Source organism: Niallia sp. FSL W8-0954, from assembly GCF_038005605.1.
Taxonomy (GTDB): Bacteria; Bacillota; Bacilli; order Bacillales; family Cytobacillaceae; genus Niallia; species Niallia circulans_A.
In genome coordinates this window covers 3,108,697-3,122,540 of the sequence record NZ_JBBOTN010000001.1, presented here as the reverse complement: position 1 = coordinate 3,122,540, position 13,844 = coordinate 3,108,697, and the positions used below count along the sequence as shown (strand labels likewise).

Below are 13,844 nucleotides of genomic sequence, written 5' to 3'. Positions count from 1 at the left end.
GTAAGAAAATAAAAGGACCTAAAAAGTTGAAAAACAACCTTTTTGTGTCCTAGGGGGGAGTGGCTCTTTAAACAGATTTATTACTCTATTAAAGTGATTCAGCACTTTTTTTCATGGATCTATAACTATCTTTATGTTTGAAATCATTCTCGCTATAATTTAAGCTATTACAAGCAAAAAATAAATTCTCTAGCCAGTCTAAATCCTTTTGTTTGCATGCTGAAATACACTCTTGTTCTATATAAGGGGTAGCTATTGCTTTTCCGAGTTCACGAAAAAGCTCAATTGCTTCAAGAGAACCTGGCCAATTTCTATCTTGTAATAATCTTGCTAATTTAGGTAAAGCTTTTTTATTGTTTGGATATCCTATTTTTTTAATAACCCTAACACTATTTTCCCAGCACTCTTTCCCGTATTTAGGGATAATCATATCGGCTTTATCTGGAGGCAAATTAATTAGAAAGTCAATTGCTATCTCTTGATTTTCTTTAGGTAATAGCCAGTTTAAATTATATACATAATATAAAATTTCAGCATCCTCTATTTCGTCAATCCTAGACATAATGGTACCTCTCTGTTACTTAATTGGATTATGTTTTAATATAACAGCCTAGTCTATTTTAGCCATTCTTGCTTTAGATTAATGTTACCATGTATTCGAGAGGGATTAGGGATTTCCTATAAAATTTTTTCAAGAAGGGAAGCAAATAGGAACAAAAAGCAATGGGGACAACAAAATACTAAAAAGCAAGAAAATGAAGCGCTTTAAATAGCTAGAATAAAAAACACGCCCATATAGTTATATTCCCGCGATTATTTAACTGATTAATCCAAAATAAGGAATTTATTTTAAAAAATTGAAAAATAATCGTTCAAAGATTTGCTTTCTGCAGATTAACCTGTTACTATTAAGGAGACTTATTTTTGTTCTTTAGAAAATAGTTGAGAAATACATATTTCTTTATTTTTTACTACGAGCAAGGATAGTAATACATTTGTGCATAAAGCACATAGGAGGAAACAAGAAATGGCTACAGGTAAAGTAAAATGGTTTAACGCAGAAAAAGGTTTTGGATTCATCGAAACAGAAGAAGGACAAGATGTATTCGTACATTTCAGCGCTATTCAAACTGAAGGTTTCAAAACTTTAGACGAAGGTCAAGAAGTAAGTTTTGACATAGAAGAAGGTCAACGCGGACCTCAAGCTGCTAACGTAGTAAAAAACTAATTTAACAAAAGTAATACAGGCTCTGACTTAGGTTAGGGCCTGTTTTTTTCATCTAACCAAAACATTATGTAAATGGCTTTATATAATGAAGTTCTACATAAGGAAGTGATTTTGTTATGACGAAAATATTTGCACACAGAGGTTTTTCGGCACATTATCCGGAGAATACAATGAAGGCTTTTATCGAGGCAGAAAAGGCAGAGGCTGATGGGATTGAAATTGATATTCAAATGTCTAAGGATGGAGAAATAGTCATCATCCATGATGAAAAGGTTGATCGAACAACGGATGCTTCAGGCTATGTGCAAGCATTCAGTTATAAGGATTTAAGATCATTTAATGCAGGACATCGATTTAAGCAGGCCGAAAATGAGCCTATTCCCACATTAATCGAGTTATTTGATTGGATGCAAGATAATGACATAATCTGCAATATTGAAATGAAGAATAACAAGGTTGCATATGAAGGAATGGAAGAGAAAACGATTGCGCTCATCCGCAAATATGGTTTTGAAAAAAGAATTATTTTCTCCTCCTTTAATCATTATAGTCTTGTACATACTTATCGCATCGCCCCAGAAATTGAAACAGCTCCTTTGTTGTCTGATGGAATTTATCAGCCTTGGATTTATGCCAATGCTATAAATGCTAAAGGATTTCACCCTAATTATAAACGGATAAATCCAGAGATAATAAAAACCTCAGAAAAAAATAATATTAAAGTTAGGGCATATACGGTAAATAATCCGAAAACGATGCAAGCATTAATGGATGCTGGAATATCTGCCATTATTACAGATGAGCCAATTATTGCACGAACTGTCCTGACACAATCATAAAAAATGGGTTTTCTGCTGTAATCTCTAATATAGAGAAGAGGCGGAAAACCTTTTTTTGCAAGAAAAGAATTCTTAAACAACTATTTGAATATTCCCCCTCAATGAGTCAGCGTCTCAAAATATTTAAACAGACATAACCTTTCTACTTTTCAGAAATAAAAGAAAACGGGAAAAAAATTGCATAATTTTTAGGGAGTAGGTATAGTATAGATATGAAATAAATTGCACGGATAGACAGATGGGAAGTGTGCGAATGATTGATCGAATGATACAGTCAACCTCTTATACGCTTTTTGATGAAATAAAGGAAGGCGTAATTATAGTAGATAATTGCGGACTTATCTCTTATTTCAATAAAAGTGCGCAAAGTTTGATGCAGAACCAATATTCACTTCAAAAAGACCAGCATATTTTATCCGTTATCCCTAACAGTGGGATGATGAGAGTATTACATACGAAAAGAATAGAGGAGCAGAAAAAGTTTGCTGTTTCTGAAACGGATTATCTTCTTATTTCCCGTTATCCATTGATAGGAAAAGATAATAGTATAATCGGTGCTGTAGCGGTATTACAAGAAGAGACTCAAAAAAGACATTGGATAGATAAAGATAACCTTCAAATGCTGCTAACATTGCTTTTGCAAAAAAGTGCAGAAGCCTATGTTGTAGTAGATGAATTTGGTCATATTGTTATGCAAAATTCGTCATATAAAGAATTGGCTGTGCTTCTTGATCAGCAAAATAATCATCAATTAATGAAAAAAAATAGAGAAGAAGTTATTCAAACAAGAAGAGATGCAGAAATAATCATTCAGACAGGCACCTTATGTTTAACGGTAAAAAGTACACCTATTATAGTGGATGGAAAATTAAAGGGCTGTTTGCAAATTCTTCATAATGAAACAGAAACGGCTCAGTTAAAAAAGGAACTTCAACAGACAAAAGCCATTATCCGAGGATTAGAACAAAGCTTTCAGTTTGATGATTTTATATATCAGTCTCCATCCATGAACTTTGCTATTGAACAGGCAAAGTTAGCAGCAGGGAGTAAACAGGTTATATTTATCCGCGGAGAAGAGGGAACTGGTAAGTTTATGCTTGCAAATGCCATTCATAATTGGGGTGGAAATAAGTTTCATCTATTTAGACGGATTCGTCCACAGAAGCATCGAGAACAGTTACGAGCATTTTTAAATAAAAAGAACCCTTTATCAAAAGGAACTGTATATCTTGAAAATATTACCTGTTTATCGATGGCTGAACAAACCTTGCTTTTAAAAAGATTGAAGGAATTAGAACTGGAAGAGAAGCAGCTATCATCTTTTCGCCTCATTGTTTCCTCCCCTATTAAGCTAGAAAAAGCACTAATGGCAGGGGATTTTTTAGAGGAGCTTTATGATGAATTAATGAAATCAAATATATACTTACCACCTTTAAGGGAACGTAAAGAGGATATTTATCTGCTAGCAAAACATTTTCTTATCGAGTTGAACGAAGACAGTGGAAGATGGATAACTGATATTGACCCAGAAGCACAGACGGCATTAAAAAATTATGGTTATACAAGGAATATCCTTGAATTAAAGGCAATCCTCCAGCTTTCGATGATACAAGCTAAGGAAGAAGATACCGTGCTCAAATTAGAGCATCTCGCGCCACCGCAGGTAATAAAAAAGCAACAAGCGGAATTTCAAGAGGAAGCCAATGCTGACAATCAAACATTATCTGACCTGGTAGAGAAATACGAGAAAGTTATTATCGAACAGACATTGAGAAAGCTAGATGGAAATAAAACATTAACTGCTAAAACATTGGGTCTGTCAGTCCGTAATTTATACTATAAATTGGATAAGTATCATTTAAATTAAATTTTTTAGGGGCTTATAAAAATGAGGAAATATCGCATATTGGTCATAAACCCACGGGCAGCAGAAACCGAAATCGCCTTATATGAAAATGAAGTTCCGATTATTGTAGATGATTTACACCATGATTCCAATAAATTGCTAGAATTCCCTTCGATTGTTGCTCAATATAAATATCGATCAGATGAGGTTTTATCTTATTTAGTAAATAAAGGAATCAACCTTTCCAAATTGGCAGCTGTCTGTGGAAGAGGCGGGCTGCTTAAACCGATCGATGGTGGAACTTATTCGATAAATGCTGCTATGCGGGAGGAGCTGTTCGCTCAAACAAGAGGAGAGCATCCTTCCAATTTAGGAGCCCTCATCGCTTATGACATTGCTGAACATTTAGAGATTCCTTCCTATATAGTTGATCCAGTTGTTGTCGATGAAATGGACGATATTGCGAAGGTTTCTGGATATCCGAGCATTACAAGAAAAAGTGTTTTTCATGCACTTAATCATAAATCAACGGGAAGACGAGCAGCGATGGAGTTAGGCAAAAAATATGAAGAAGCACATTTGATTATTGCCCATCTTGGGGATGGAATTACAATTGGTGCACATGCAAAAGGAAAAGTAATAGACGTCAATAATGGTTTAAATGGGGAAGGGCCATTTAGTTTGGAACGGTCTGGTACTTTGCCTCATGGTGATTTAGTTGATTTATGCTATTCAGGTAAATTTACATATGAAGAAATGAAGCATCAATTATTGTATCATTCTGGAGTGAAATCCTATCTTAATAAAGTGCCTGAAGGTTCTTTTGACATAGAGGAAGAGCTTGGTAAACGAGATAATCCCAATATTCTTATTTACGAGGCGTTAGCTTATCAAATTGCTAAAGAAATTGGCAGTGCGAGCACCGTGCTTTTTGGCAAAGTAGATGCCATTATCCTGACAGGTGAACTGGCCTATAGTAACCGTTTTGTAAAATTAATTATGGAACGTGTTAATTGGATTGCAGATATAATGGTATATCCAGGTGAAAACGAACGTCAATCTTTAGCAGAAGGTGTTTTAAGAGTATTACGTAAGGAAGAGAGACCAAAAGAATATGGGGAAAGAGAGGAGTGAAGATAGATGGCTAAAGAATATGATCTTGTCATTCTAGGAGGAGGAACGGGTGGTTATGTTGCAGCGATCCGTGCTTCTCAATTAGGTTTAAAGACAGCAGTGGTTGAAAAAGGAAAATTAGGTGGAACGTGTTTACATAATGGCTGTATTCCAAGTAAAGCGTTATTAAGAAGTGCTGAGGTTTATGCAACAGCGAAAAAAAGCGAGGAGTTTGGAATTATTTCCTCAGATATAAGATTAGATTTCAATCGGGTGCAAGAAAGAAAATCCACCATTATAAGCCAGCTTCACAGCGGTGTTCAGTATTTAATGAAAAAAGGAAAAATTGATGTTTATGAAGGAAATGGAAGAATAATGGGACCATCCATTTTTTCCCCGATGCCAGGCACTATTTCGGTTGAAATGAATAATGGAGAAGAAAACGAAATGCTGATTCCGAAACATGTAATCATTGCAACAGGGTCCCGGCCAAAAAGCTTACCTGGCCTAGAGATTGATGGTTCGACTGTCATTAGTTCAGAAGAAGCGCTGCAAATGGAAAAACTTCCTTCGTCCATTATAATCGTTGGCGGGGGAGTAATAGGGGCTGAATGGGCCTCCATGCTTGCTGATTTTGATGTGAAAGTAACTATTTTAGAATATAGTGACCGATTGGTGCCAACAGAGGATAAGGAAATCAGTAAAGAATTACAAAGAATTCTCAAGAAAAAAGGAATTCAGATCGTAACGGGTGCTAAAGTACTTCCCGAAACCTTACAGAAGAATGTGGATAAAGTAATCATTCAAGCAGAAAAAAATGGTGAGACCAAGTCCTTTGAAGGGGAAAAGCTGCTAGTATCTGTAGGCCGCATAGGAAATGTAGAAGGAATTGGTCTTGAAAATACCGACATTGCGGTTGTTCAAAATCAAATTCAAACAAATGAATACTATCAAACGAAAGAATCACATATTTACGCAATTGGTGATTGTATAGGAGGATTACAGCTTGCGCATGTTGCCTCCCATGAAGGGATAATCGCTGTGGAGCATATAGCCGGTGAAAAACCACATCCACTGGATTATAAAACAGTTTCCAAATGCATTTATACAAGTCCTGAGATTTCCAGTGTAGGATATACAGAAGAAGAAGCAATTGAGCTTGGATTTACGATTAAAAAAGGCAAATTTTCCTTTAAAGCGATTGGAAAAGCGCTTATTTTTGGAGAACAAGATGGATTTGTCAAAATAATTACAGATCAAGAAACCGATGATTTATTAGGTGTGCATATTATAGGGGCCCATGCAACAGATCTTATTGGAGAAGCTGCTCTTGCCAAAGTGCTAGACGCAACAGCTTGGGAAATTGGGAATACAATTCATCCCCATCCAACACTGACAGAGGCAATTGGAGAAGCAGCCCTTGCTGTTGAAGGAAAAGCCATTCATGGTTAATAAAGAAATCAAAAAATAATGTCTAGCTAAATAGGGGGAACAAACATGAATCAATTAGGAGGTAATAGTATGACAATGGTTCATAATCGCCATTTAGAGGCGGGATTAACGGATGATCAAGTATTAGAAATGTATGAGCAGATGCTCCTCGCCAGAAGAATTGATGAAAGAATGTGGTTACTAAATAGAGCAGGAAAAATTCCTTTTGTTATCTCTTGTCAAGGGCAAGAAGCAGCCCAGGTAGGAGCAGCATTTGCCTTCGATCGGGAAAAGGATTACATGCTTCCATATTATCGTGATCTGGGTGTTGTATTAACCTTTGGCATGACACCGAAGGAAATAATGTTATCGGGCTTTGCGAAAGCAGAAGACCCAAACTCAGGCGGAAGACAAATGCCAGGACATTTTGGGCAGAAGAAAAATAGAATTGTTACAGGTTCATCACCAGTAACGACTCAAGTACCTCATGCAGTGGGAGTTGCTTTAGCTGGGAAGATAGAAAAGAAGGATTTCGTAACCTTTGTCAGCTTTGGAGAGGGTTCTTCTAATCAGGGAGACTTCCATGAAGGGGCCAACTTCGCCGGTGTGCATAAGCTGCCTGTTATTTTTCTTTGTGAAAATAATAAATATGCGATTTCCGTTCCAATTGAAAAGCAATTAGGATGTGCAAATGTTTCTGACCGTGCAATTGGTTATGGCATGCCGGGATACACTGTAGATGGAAATGATCCAATTGAAGTGTATCGAGTGACGAAAGAGGCGGTTGATAGAGCAAGAAGAGGCGAAGGGCCGACTTTAATTGAAACGATTTCTTATCGTTTAACACCTCATTCTTCTGACGATGACGACAGCAGCTATCGTGCGCGCGAAGAAATCACAGAAGCTAAAGCAAAAGATCCATTATTCACTTTTAAAGCGTATTTGCTTTCTACAGGAATACTAACTGAAGAAATGGATCAAGAGTTAAATAAGAAATTGGCAGATGTGATCAATGAAGCAACGGATTATGCAGAAAAAGCACCATATGCACAACCAGAAGATACATTGAAATATGTATACGGGAATTAAGGGGGAAACAGAAAGATGCCAGTAATATCCTATATAGATGCAGTAACTCAAGCCATTCGGGAAGAAATGGAGAAGGATGACAAAGTATTTATTCTTGGAGAAGATGTAGGAGTAAAAGGTGGAGTTTTTAAAGCGACAACAGGTCTGTATGATCAATTTGGAGCAGAGCGAGTAATAGATGCACCTTTAGCGGAGTCGGCAATAGCTGGGGTAGGAATAGGAGCTGCAATGTATGGCTTAAAACCAATTGCCGAAATGCAATTTGCTGATTTTATAATGCCTGCTGTCAATCAAATTGTTTCAGAAGCAGCAAAAATAAGATATCGATCTAACAATGACTGGACTTGTCCAATTGTTATTCGTGCTCCATATGGCGGAGGTATTCATGGTGCGCTTTATCATTCTCAATCTGTAGAAGCTATGTTTGCTAATACACCAGGACTAAAAATTGTTATGCCTTCTACACCATATGATGTCAAAGGCTTGTTAAAAGCGGCAATTCAAGACCCTGATCCGGTATTATTCTTTGAACATAAGCGTGCTTATCGATTAATTAAAGGTTTTGTTCCAAAAGAAGATTATGTGTTACCAATTGGTAAAGCAGATGTAAAGCGTGAGGGCGAAGATATAACAGTCATCACATATGGTTTATGTGTCCATTTTGCCTTGCAGGCTGCTGAAAAGTTAGCAGAGGATGGCATTTCTGCACATATTTTAGATTTGCGAACAGTTTATCCACTTGATAAAGAGGCTATTATTGAAGCCGCTTCTAAGACAGGAAAGGTTCTGCTAGTAACAGAGGATAACAAAGAAGGTAGTGTTATTAGTGAAGTTGCAGCAATTATTGCAGAAAACTGCTTATTTGATTTAGATGCACCAATTATGCGTCTAGCGGCTGAAGATGTTCCGGCAATGCCATATGCACCAACAATGGAAAAATTCTTCTTGGTAACACCAGAAAAAGTCGAAACAGAAATGCGCAAGCTCGCAGAATTTTAAGTCGTACAACAAGGAGGGAAAAAGAATGCCGATTGAAAAGATAACAATGCCTAAACTAGGAGAAAGTGTAACAGAAGGAACAATTAGTAATTGGATTGTTGCTGTAGGGGATGTCGTAAATAAATACGATCCTCTTGCAGAAGTAATGACAGATAAAGTAAATGCAGAAATTCCATCTTCTTTTTCGGGAACCATTAAAGAACTTCTTGCAGAAGAGGGGCAAACACTTGAAGTAGGGGAAGTAATTTGTACCATTGAAGTAGAATGGGACGATACGCAGGTAGAGAAAGAAGTAAAAGCAGAATCGAAAGAAAAAACTGAAGCACCTCTAGCTGATGCTGCTACAAGTCAAAAGGCAAGATATTCACCAGCTGTTTTACGCCTTTCTCAAGAAGCGGGAATTGACTTAACGCTTTTAACTGGAACAGGTGCAGGGGGAAGAATTACTAGAAAAGATGTTCAAAAAGCAATCCAAGAAGGAATTCCCCAAGTTAAAACAGAAGAAAAAGGCTCTGTTAATGGAACAGTTGAACATGCTCCTCAACGAGAAACAATCGTACATAATGTGCCAACAAGTGCAGGGGATAAGGAGTTTCCAATTACGGGATTAAGAAAAGCCATTGCTAACAATATGGTAAAGAGTAAACACGAGATTCCTCATGCCTGGACAATGATCGAAGTGGACGTTACCAAACTGGTTCAATACAGAAATGAAGTGAAAGACTCCTTTAAAAAAGAAGAAGGCTATAACTTAACATTCTTTGCTTTCTTTGTTAAAGCCGTTGCGCGTGCATTAAAAGAATTTCCGCAAATTAATTCGACTTGGGCAGGCGATAAAATTATCCAGAAAAAAGAGATTAATATCTCCATTGCTGTTGCGACAGAAGATGCACTGTTTGTCCCAGTCATCAAAAATGCGGATGAAAAGTCGATAAAAGGAATTGCCAGAGAGATTACAGAACTTGCAAACAAAGCGAGATCAGGCAAGCTTACAGTTGATGAAATGCAAGGCGGCACATTTACTGTTAATAATACCGGATCATTTGGCTCCATTCAGTCAATGGGAATTATCAATCATCCTCAAGCAGCGATTCTTCAAGTGGAATCAATCGTGAAGAGACCAGTTATTAAAGATAATATGATTGCGATCTCTGATATGGTGAATTTATGCATGTCTCTTGATCACCGTGTATTAGATGGTCTTATATGCGGAAGATTCCTTCAGAGAATCAAGGAAATATTAGAGACAACGTCAGAGGAAACAACACCAATATATTAAAGACTGTAATGAATAAAGAAGTTTTGCAATCAAATAAATTGAAAATGAATACTTTTTTTATAATAATGTAAAAAGAAGATATTTCATAAAAGGAGCGAAACGATGAATATTGATTTTAATTTATTCATGAATGATGTTGTCCGTCAAGCACGCCAAGAAATAGTAGAGGCTGGTTACGAAGAACTTACAACAAAAGAAGCTGTAGATGAAGCATTATCCCAAAAAGGTACCACTTTAGTGATGGTTAATTCTGTATGTGGATGTGCAGGTGGAATTGCAAGACCAGCTGCAGGTTACTCTTTACATTATAAAAAAAGGCCAGATCAATTAGTAACTGTATTTGCAGGACAAGATAAGGAAGCAACAGAACAAGCCCGTTCATATTTTACAGGTTTTCCTCCTTCCTCTCCGTCTTTTGCATTAATGAAAGATGGTGAGCTTGTTAAAATGGTAGAACGCCATGAAATTGAAGGTCATGATCCTATGCAAGTGGTAGAAAAACTACAAAATGCATTCGAAGAATATTGCACAGAAGTAAAGTAAGCTTGCTTTATTGATGATAATATTGCACCTTGAAAGTTAAAGTAAATTTGGCTTTCAGGGTGTTTTTTTATGGAAATAGAAGTTGGCAATGCTTTTTGCAGCAAGAAAAAAGATTAAAAACGTGTACTAGATAAAATTAGCGACATGAAATTATCCAACTTTATTATTTATTTGAAAATTACATTTTTTCAGAATAGTATTTCATTTGATGAATTTGTATAAATTGTATTGAATAATTATTAGCATGTGTTAAAATTCATATTGTTGCATGAATATAAATTGAAAGACTATCTAATAATTTGCAACAAACTACTAATATTAATAGAGAATAAAAGCATAAGTATGTATAGGGGGATTTTAAGATGAAAAAATTATTAGCATTAATGCTGTTGTCTATAGTAGTCATTTTAAGTGCATGTGGCGCTTCTACTGATGAAAAAGGTTCAAACAGTGGAAATGGATCGGCTGATAAAAAAGTACTTGTGATGGGAACATCAGCAGATTATGCACCATTTGAATACATCGATACTGCAAAAAGTGATGAGATTATCGGTTTTGATATTGATTTAGCCAAAGCACTAAGCGAAAAGCTAGGTTACCAAATTCAAGTGAAAGATATGGATTTTAGCGGGTTAATTTCTGCCTTACAATCTGGCAAAGTGGATTTGGTATTATCTGGTATGTCTCCAACACCGGAAAGAGCAGAAAATGTTGACTTCAGCGATGTCTATTTCACGGCAAAAGACTTAGTTGTAACAACAAAAGATAGCAATATTAAAACTGTTCAAGATCTTGATGGGAAAAAGGTTGGAGTACAACTAGGATCGATTCAAGAAGATGCAGCAAAAGAAATCGCTAAAACAGTAAAAGTTACAGTAGAGAACCGTGACCGTATTCCTCAATTAATTCAAGAAATTAAAGCAGGTCGTTTTGATGCAGCAATTATTGAGGATGTTGTTGCAAAAGGTTATTTAAATAAAGAAGATACATTAACATCTTTCCCGGCGAAAGAAGCGAATGAAGACGCTGGTTCGGCTATTGCATTTCCTAAAGGCAGTGACCTAACAGAAAAGTTCAATGCTGAATTAAAGAAAATGAAAGATAGCGGCGAAATTGATAAGTTAGTTGTAAAATGGTTTGGTAACTAAGAAAAGGTATATGTGGGGGATAGTTTAGGGCTGAATATGCCCTAAACATTTTCTTGTTTTTTAAGCTATATAATAGATAAAAACATCCCCCCGTTTTTTTAGAAAGGATTGAGATAGTTATGGGCTTAGATTTCCAACAATTTATTCCTTCTCTCCCATATTTGTTAAAGGGAATCACTGTGACATTGCAAATTGTTGTGGTGGCAGGAATAATTGGTTTTGTTTTAGGTATTATACTTTCGATATTTAAACTTAGTAAGCTGCCAGTGCTTAGCTGGATTGCTGCTATTTATACATCAGTTTTTAGAGGAACGCCCCTTGTTCTTCAATTAATGATTATCTATTTTGGTGTACCACAATTAACTGGTATCCAAATTGAGCCAGCTATTGCAGCAATTCTTTCCTTTGGTTTAAATTCAGCTGCTTATATTTCAGAAATTATTCGAGCTGGAATTTTAGCAGTAGATCGCGGCCAAAAAGAAGCTGCTATGGCGTTAGGTGTTTCCCCTAGGCAAGCAATGTTCGATTTAATTTTGCCTCAGGCTTTAAAGAACATTTTTCCAGCATTAATCAATGAAGCTGTTTCCTTAACAAAAGAGTCAGCTGTTGTTACTGTTATTGGTGTTACAGATATTATGCGTAGAGCTTATATAATGGGCGGCGAAAAATATGCATACTTGGAGCCAATGATTCTTGCCGGCCTTATTTATTACGTTCTAGTAATGATACTGACAACATTGGCAAAAGCAGTTGAAAGGAGAATGAGAAGAAGTGATTAATGTTGAAAATTTGCATAAATCTTATGGCTCTCTTCAAGTTTTAAAAGGGATAAATACGCAAGTAGAAAAAGGCGAAGTAGTAACGATTATTGGTCCTTCTGGCTCAGGAAAGTCTACCTTTCTGCGCTGTATTAACTTACTGGAAGTACCTACAAAAGGAAAAGTAATAATTGATGGTACGGATATTACTGATAAAAATACAAATATAAAAAGAATAAGAGAAAACGTTGGGATGGTATTTCAACATTTTCATCTTTTCCCGCATAAAACGGTTTTACAAAATGTGACATATGCACCAATCAAAGTAAAGGGACTAAGCAAGAGTGAAGCGGAAAAAATGGGTCAAGAGCTTCTTGCTAAAGTGGGGCTTGCCGATAAAGCGCATGTATACCCTAGCCGTTTATCAGGCGGACAAAAGCAAAGAGTGGCAATTGCACGTGCCCTTGCCATGAATCCAGATGTAATCCTATTTGATGAACCAACGTCAGCTTTGGATCCTGAAATGGTTAAAGAAGTGCTTGAGGTAATGAAGTCACTCGCAAACACTGGAATTACCATGCTTATTGTGACACATGAAATGGGCTTTGCCAGAGAAGCGGCAAATAGAGTTCTATTCTTAGATGGTGGAGTGGTAGTGGAAGATGCTCCTCCAGCTGAGTTCTTTACAAACCCTAAAACAGACCGCGCCAAAGAGTTTTTGGAGAAAATGCTATAAGAATGTTAAACAGGTTTCTTTGTCAATTAGATGAAGAAACCTGTTTCTTTTTGATAAAATGGACTTTCTATTCCGCATAAAGATACAACAATCACACAAACTAAGGAAAAAAAGAGAGTGTGATTGGATGTTGAAACTAGTTTTGTCTATTCTCTTAACAATCTCCCCCGTATGGCCGTTGGGGATAAATCCATTACCAGGAGATCCTTTTCTAATTATTAATAAAAAAACGAATCAATTAACCTTGATAGACGAAAATCGAGTGCAGACAACAATAAGTGTTTCGACCGGAAAAAAAGAAGATTTAACGCCAGAGGGTTTATTTACGATAACAGTTAAAGCCACAAATCCCTATTATCGAAAAAAAGATATTATGGGAGGAGATGAGGAAAATCCATTAGGGACACGATGGATTGGTTTTGATGCAAATAATACAGATGGAAGAATGTATGGGATTCATGGCACAAATAATCCAGGAAGTATCGGGAAATACGTGTCACAAGGCTGTGTACGCATGCAAAATGAGGCAGTGGAATCCATTTATGATTTCATTCCTTTAGGAACAAAAGTGTTGATTACCAATTCAGATAAAAGTTTTCCAGAGCTAGCGAAGGAATATGGGGCGATTGAATAAAAGCGAAGAAGTTTTATCCTTCTTCGCTTTCTTAATTTTAAATTAAAATAACATTCCAATTCCAATCAACAGGGTAGATGCAAGCATAACAAAGATCATTAAATATACAACAATCTTTTGTAATCTATTTTTCTTTTTCTTCATAGTATCCTCCATGTCTTAACCATTCTTATTGTCTATTTTACTAAGAATAACAGAATG

General features: G+C 36.3%; 15 protein-coding genes. 13 read left to right on the top strand and 2 right to left on the bottom strand.

Features of this window, described 5'->3' with window-relative positions; all coding sequences use genetic code 11:
- Nucleotides 1-88 precede the first annotated feature (88 nt).
- Nucleotides 89-562, bottom strand: a complete 474-nt coding sequence (locus NX902_RS15480) for a hypothetical protein (protein ID WP_163186052.1) — start codon at nt 560-562, stop codon at nt 89-91.
- 465 nt (nt 563-1,027) lie between these two features.
- Here NX902_RS15480 and NX902_RS15475 point away from each other — a divergent pair, with 465 nt between their 5' ends.
- From NX902_RS15475 to NX902_RS15415, 13 genes are all read left to right on the top strand, one after another.
- Entirely contained in the window at nt 1,028-1,228 is a 201-nt protein-coding gene (locus NX902_RS15475) for a cold-shock protein (RefSeq protein WP_047941113.1), read from the top strand.
- Nucleotides 1,229-1,344: 116 nt separating this feature from the next.
- The gene (locus tag NX902_RS15470) at nt 1,345-2,067 is read left to right on the top strand and encodes a glycerophosphodiester phosphodiesterase (RefSeq protein WP_163186055.1); all 723 of its coding nucleotides are present in this window, start codon (nt 1,345-1,347) and stop codon (nt 2,065-2,067) included.
- 238 nt (nt 2,068-2,305) lie between these two features.
- A complete protein-coding gene (locus NX902_RS15465; RefSeq protein ID WP_341160832.1) occupies nt 2,306-3,934 on the top strand; it encodes a sigma 54-interacting transcriptional regulator in 1,629 nt (542 codons plus the stop codon).
- Nucleotides 3,935-3,955: 21 nt separating this feature from the next.
- Complete coding sequence (buk, locus tag NX902_RS15460) at nt 3,956-5,047, top strand: butyrate kinase (RefSeq protein ID WP_341122982.1); 1,092 nt, start codon at nt 3,956-3,958, stop codon at nt 5,045-5,047.
- A gap of 6 nt (nt 5,048-5,053) precedes the next feature.
- Nucleotides 5,054-6,478, top strand: coding sequence for a dihydrolipoyl dehydrogenase (gene lpdA, locus NX902_RS15455; protein WP_163186064.1), 1,425 nt, complete (start codon nt 5,054-5,056; stop codon nt 6,476-6,478).
- 75 nt (nt 6,479-6,553) lie between these two features.
- Nucleotides 6,554-7,546 carry a thiamine pyrophosphate-dependent dehydrogenase E1 component subunit alpha gene (locus NX902_RS15450; RefSeq protein WP_163186097.1) on the top strand — a complete coding sequence of 331 codons (993 nt, stop codon included), beginning with the start codon at nt 6,554-6,556 and terminating at the stop codon, nt 7,544-7,546.
- Between the two features lie 15 nt (nt 7,547-7,561).
- Entirely contained in the window at nt 7,562-8,545 is a 984-nt protein-coding gene (locus tag NX902_RS15445; protein WP_341160831.1) for an alpha-ketoacid dehydrogenase subunit beta, read from the top strand.
- A gap of 25 nt (nt 8,546-8,570) precedes the next feature.
- Nucleotides 8,571-9,824 carry a dihydrolipoamide acetyltransferase family protein gene (locus NX902_RS15440; RefSeq protein ID WP_163186067.1) on the top strand — a complete coding sequence of 418 codons (1,254 nt, stop codon included), beginning with the start codon at nt 8,571-8,573 and terminating at the stop codon, nt 9,822-9,824.
- A 102-nt stretch (nt 9,825-9,926) separates the two neighbouring features.
- Nucleotides 9,927-10,367, top strand: a complete 441-nt coding sequence (locus tag NX902_RS15435) for a BrxA/BrxB family bacilliredoxin (protein ID WP_095332881.1) — start codon at nt 9,927-9,929, stop codon at nt 10,365-10,367.
- Between the two features lie 362 nt (nt 10,368-10,729).
- On the top strand, nt 10,730-11,515 hold the full coding sequence (locus NX902_RS15430; protein ID WP_163186070.1) for a transporter substrate-binding domain-containing protein: 786 nt from the start codon (nt 10,730-10,732) through the stop codon (nt 11,513-11,515).
- A 119-nt stretch (nt 11,516-11,634) separates the two neighbouring features.
- Entirely contained in the window at nt 11,635-12,294 is a 660-nt protein-coding gene (locus NX902_RS15425; protein ID WP_095332885.1) for an amino acid ABC transporter permease, read from the top strand.
- Nucleotides 12,287-13,009, top strand: a complete 723-nt coding sequence (locus NX902_RS15420) for an amino acid ABC transporter ATP-binding protein (RefSeq protein WP_163186073.1) — start codon at nt 12,287-12,289, stop codon at nt 13,007-13,009. Before NX902_RS15425 ends, NX902_RS15420 begins: the two co-directional genes overlap by 8 nt.
- A gap of 127 nt (nt 13,010-13,136) precedes the next feature.
- Complete coding sequence (locus tag NX902_RS15415) at nt 13,137-13,643, top strand: L,D-transpeptidase (RefSeq protein WP_095332889.1); 507 nt, start codon at nt 13,137-13,139, stop codon at nt 13,641-13,643.
- Nucleotides 13,644-13,685: 42 nt separating this feature from the next.
- Here the strand turns inward: NX902_RS15415 and prli42 are convergent, their stop codons facing one another.
- Nucleotides 13,686-13,799, bottom strand: a complete 114-nt coding sequence (prli42, locus tag NX902_RS15410; RefSeq protein WP_235973367.1) for a stressosome-associated protein Prli42 — start codon at nt 13,797-13,799, stop codon at nt 13,686-13,688.
- Nucleotides 13,800-13,844: the final 45 nt, after the last annotated feature.

Bases quoted from the DNA above. Each gene is read 5' to 3' on its own strand.
- NX902_RS15480 (WP_163186052.1), bottom strand. From the start codon at position 562: ATGTCTAGGATTGACGAAATAGAGGATGCTGAAATTTTATATTATGTA.
- NX902_RS15475 (WP_047941113.1), top strand. From the start codon at position 1,028: ATGGCTACAGGTAAAGTAAAATGGTTTAACGCAGAAAAAGGTTTTGGA.
- NX902_RS15470 (WP_163186055.1), top strand. From the start codon at position 1,345: ATGACGAAAATATTTGCACACAGAGGTTTTTCGGCACATTATCCGGAG.
- NX902_RS15465 (WP_341160832.1), top strand. From the start codon at position 2,306: ATGGGAAGTGTGCGAATGATTGATCGAATGATACAGTCAACCTCTTAT.
- buk (WP_341122982.1), top strand. From the start codon at position 3,956: ATGAGGAAATATCGCATATTGGTCATAAACCCACGGGCAGCAGAAACC.
- lpdA (WP_163186064.1), top strand. From the start codon at position 5,054: ATGGCTAAAGAATATGATCTTGTCATTCTAGGAGGAGGAACGGGTGGT.
- NX902_RS15450 (WP_163186097.1), top strand. From the start codon at position 6,554: ATGGTTCATAATCGCCATTTAGAGGCGGGATTAACGGATGATCAAGTA.
- NX902_RS15445 (WP_341160831.1), top strand. From the start codon at position 7,562: ATGCCAGTAATATCCTATATAGATGCAGTAACTCAAGCCATTCGGGAA.
- NX902_RS15440 (WP_163186067.1), top strand. From the start codon at position 8,571: ATGCCGATTGAAAAGATAACAATGCCTAAACTAGGAGAAAGTGTAACA.
- NX902_RS15435 (WP_095332881.1), top strand. From the start codon at position 9,927: ATGAATATTGATTTTAATTTATTCATGAATGATGTTGTCCGTCAAGCA.
- NX902_RS15430 (WP_163186070.1), top strand. From the start codon at position 10,730: ATGAAAAAATTATTAGCATTAATGCTGTTGTCTATAGTAGTCATTTTA.
- NX902_RS15425 (WP_095332885.1), top strand. From the start codon at position 11,635: ATGGGCTTAGATTTCCAACAATTTATTCCTTCTCTCCCATATTTGTTA.
- NX902_RS15415 (WP_095332889.1), top strand. From the start codon at position 13,137: ATGTTGAAACTAGTTTTGTCTATTCTCTTAACAATCTCCCCCGTATGG.
- prli42 (WP_235973367.1), bottom strand. From the start codon at position 13,799: ATGGAGGATACTATGAAGAAAAAGAAAAATAGATTACAAAAGATTGTT.